This is a genomic window from Acidovorax sp. KNOB132 (assembly GCF_057541515.1).
On sequence record NZ_BAAJYT010000344.1, the window covers coordinates 1 to 3,136 of the forward strand.

Below are 3,136 nucleotides of genomic sequence, written 5' to 3' on the forward strand. Positions count from 1 at the left end.
TGTAGCTATTATTTTCATAGCAACCGGGGGATCCGGCTGCCTGGCCCCTGGCAGGTTGCCGGCACCCGGCACGGAACATAATGCAGGCCCTTCGCACTCCGACGGCCCCATGTACCGCGCAAGACTCTCCCTGGCATTCGCCGCCCTCGTGGCCCTGGTATGCATCCAGGCCGCGTTCGTGTACTGGGGCACCCACCGCGTCAACGACTACGCCCAGCACAGCCGGCTGGCCAGCGACATCCTCTCGGAGTTGCTGGACCTGTCGGCCAACAAGCAGCGGCTGCGCGTGTGGGCCACCCAGCGCCTGATGAACGCCAATGCCGTGCCCGAGGTGCGCGAGCGGCTGCTCGAACGCATGCACCAAAGCGCGGCCGCCCTGGCGGAGCTGGCCCGCCGCGACCTGGCCCTGTGGCACGAACTGGCCCACCGCGAGGGCATGTCCATGCCCCAGGAGGTGCCGCAGCTCGTGCGCGTGACGGAGCTGCTGGAGGACAACATCCAGGCCGTGGAGGCCCGCCTGGCGCAGCTGCAGCCGCTGGAGCCCGGGGCCGACTTCCCTGCGGTGTGGGAAGAGCTGAACGCCACGTTCGACATGGCGCGCGGCCTGGACCTGCGCGAGCTCATCAACGGCGCCATCGAGCGCCAGCGCAGCGCTGTTCCCGTGGCGCGCGCCGCCACCGAGCGCGGGCTGGACGTGCTGCGCCAGCAGGCGATCACGCTGGTGATCGTCACCCTCGCCGTGGCGGCCCTGCTGGCGCTGCACCTGAACCGCCGCCTGCAGCGCCCCCTGGACCGCCTGCTGGCCGGCACGCGGGCCTTGCAGGCCGGCGCGCTGGACCACCGGGTGGCCACCGGCTCGAAGGACGAATTCGACCGCGTCGCCCAGCACTTCAATGCCATGGCGGCGGAGCTGCAGCAGCACCGCGCCCATGCCGATGCGGCGCGCCGCGAACTGGAGGACGCGGTGCAGGCCCGCACGCATGAACTGAGCGTGGCGCACGAAACCCTGCAGCGCGTGGACCAGCGCCGGCGCCAGCTGTTCGCCGACCTGGGCCACGAACTGCGCACGCCCGCCACGGCCATCCGGGGCGAGGCCGAGATCGCGATGCGCGGCGGCGACCGGCCGGCGCAGGAATACCGCCAGACGCTGCAGCGCATCGTCGGCGGCGTCGACCAGCTCACCAAGGTGATCCACGACCTGCTGCTGATCGCCAGGACCGAGGCGGACCAGTTGGTGATCCGCCCGCGCCACATCGATCTGCAGGCCCTGGTGACCGATGCGGCGGAGCAGGCCGCCGCGCTGGGCGGACTGCACGGCGTGGCCGTGGAGCCCCTGCCACCCGCCCCCGGCGGCCCGCTGATGGTGAACGCCGATGCCGACCGGCTGCGCCAGGCGCTGATGATCGTGCTGGACAACGCGGTGCGCTATTCGCAGCGCGGCGGCACAGTGCGCGTGGGCTGCCAGCCCGGCCCCGACGGCGAAGCCCAGGTGCTGGTGCGCGACGAAGGCATCGGCATCGAGGCCGAGGAACTGCCCGCCGTGTTCCAGCGCTTCGTGCGCGGCCAGCGCGCGCGGGCACACCGCGCGGACGGCACCGGCATCGGACTGTCGATCGCGCAGTCCATCGTGCACGCGCACCATGGCCGCATCGACATCGACAGCCAGCCCGGCGTGGGCACGGTGGTGCAGATCACCGTGCCTTCGGCCAGCCACCCCGAAACCCTGTCCCCCGAGGAAACCGCATGAACATCCTGGTGGTCGAAGACGATCCGCGCGTGGCGGACTTCCTGCTGCGCGGCCTCAAGGCCGAAGGCTACAGCGTGGAGCTGGCGCGCAACGGCCCGGACGGCCTGGCCCTGGCGCGCACCGGCGATCCCGGGCTGCTGCTGCTCGACCTCATGCTGCCCGGCCTGAGCGGCCTGGAGCTGTGCCAGACACTGCGCTCCGAAGGGCGCCACGTGCCGGTGCTGATGCTCAGCGCACTCAGCAACACCGAGGACAAGGTCAACGGCCTGCGGCTGGGCGCCGACGACTACCTCACCAAGCCCTTCGCGTTCGAAGAGCTGCTGGCCCGCATCGAGGCGCTGATGCGCCGGGGGCGCGAGCAGCGCCAGCGCGCCAGCACGCTGCAGGTGGCCGATCTGGTGCTCGACCTGGAGCGCATGCAGGCCACCCGCGCCGGCCAGCCCATCGCGCTGACCGCGAAGGAGCTGGCCTTTCTGGAACTGCTCATGAGCGCGCCCGGCCGGGTGTACAGCCGTGAGCGCATCCTCTCCAATGTCTGGGGCACCAACGAGGATCCGCTGACGAACGTGGTCGATGTCTACGTGCGCCGCCTGCGCGCGAAAATCGACGAGGGCCATGCCATCTCGCTTCTGAAAACGGTGCGCGGCTTCGGGTACCGGCTGGACGCCGCGGCCGAGTGACACCGGGGCGAACGCCTGTTCATCCGCGGTTCATTTTTGCGTCATCTGCCCTTCATGGGGCTGCAACGGCCGTGTTCATGCGCGCCTTGAAGAATAGGTCCTGTATCGCAGTGAGCGATGCAGTGCAGGCGAAAGCCGGCGCTTGACCCACTTTTCTCAAAGGATCCCATGAAGACGCTTCACACCGCCCTCTCCGCAGCTGCCCTGGCTCTGTTCTCCGTCTCCGCCCCGGCCTTCGCGCAGGGTCAGGGTGAGCCGGTCTGCTTCCCTGCCGACGAAAAGCAGATCTCCGCGCTGTTCGACCGCTGGAACGACTCGCTGCGCACGCTGGACCCGGACAGGGTCACCGCGAACTACGCGCAGGACGGCGTGCTGCTGCCCACCGTGTCCAACCAGCCCCGCACGACGCCGCTGGAAATCCGCGACTACTTCGTGAAGTTCCTCAAGAGCGAGCCGCAAGGCAAGATCGACAGCCGCAAGATCCGCATCGGCTGCAACGTGGCACAGGACGTGGGCACCTACACGTTCCGCTTCAAGGACGGCAAGACCGTGCAGGCCCGCTACACCTACGTGTACGAGCGCGTGAACGGCCAGTGGCTGATCGCCCACCACCACTCCTCGGCCATGCCAGAGACGGTGGCTGCCAAGTAAGCGGCCTTTCCACCGGCGCTCCCTCGCCGGGCAGCGCAGGGGCCGGCATGCCGGCCCC

Annotated in this window: 3 protein-coding genes; all 3 read left to right on the forward strand. The window is 69.7% G+C overall.

Annotated features, from left to right (window positions below; translation table 11 throughout):
* Positions 1 to 109 precede the first annotated feature (109 nt).
* The 3 genes from AC27IO_RS22180 to AC27IO_RS22190 all read left to right on the forward strand — a co-directional run bounded on the left by AC27IO_RS22180 (position 110) and on the right by AC27IO_RS22190 (position 3,078).
* On the forward strand, positions 110 to 1,747 hold the full coding sequence (locus AC27IO_RS22180; RefSeq protein ID WP_498740793.1) for a sensor histidine kinase: 1,638 nt from the start codon (positions 110 to 112) through the stop codon (positions 1,745 to 1,747).
* On the forward strand, positions 1,744 to 2,427 hold the full coding sequence (locus AC27IO_RS22185; protein WP_284430186.1) for a response regulator transcription factor: 684 nt from the start codon (positions 1,744 to 1,746) through the stop codon (positions 2,425 to 2,427). Before AC27IO_RS22180 ends, AC27IO_RS22185 begins: the two co-directional genes overlap by 4 nt.
* A gap of 168 nt (positions 2,428 to 2,595) precedes the next feature.
* Positions 2,596 to 3,078 (forward strand): SgcJ/EcaC family oxidoreductase, encoded by a 483-nt coding sequence (locus AC27IO_RS22190; RefSeq protein WP_284430185.1) that lies wholly within the window; start codon positions 2,596 to 2,598, stop codon positions 3,076 to 3,078.
* Positions 3,079 to 3,136 lie beyond the last annotated feature (58 nt).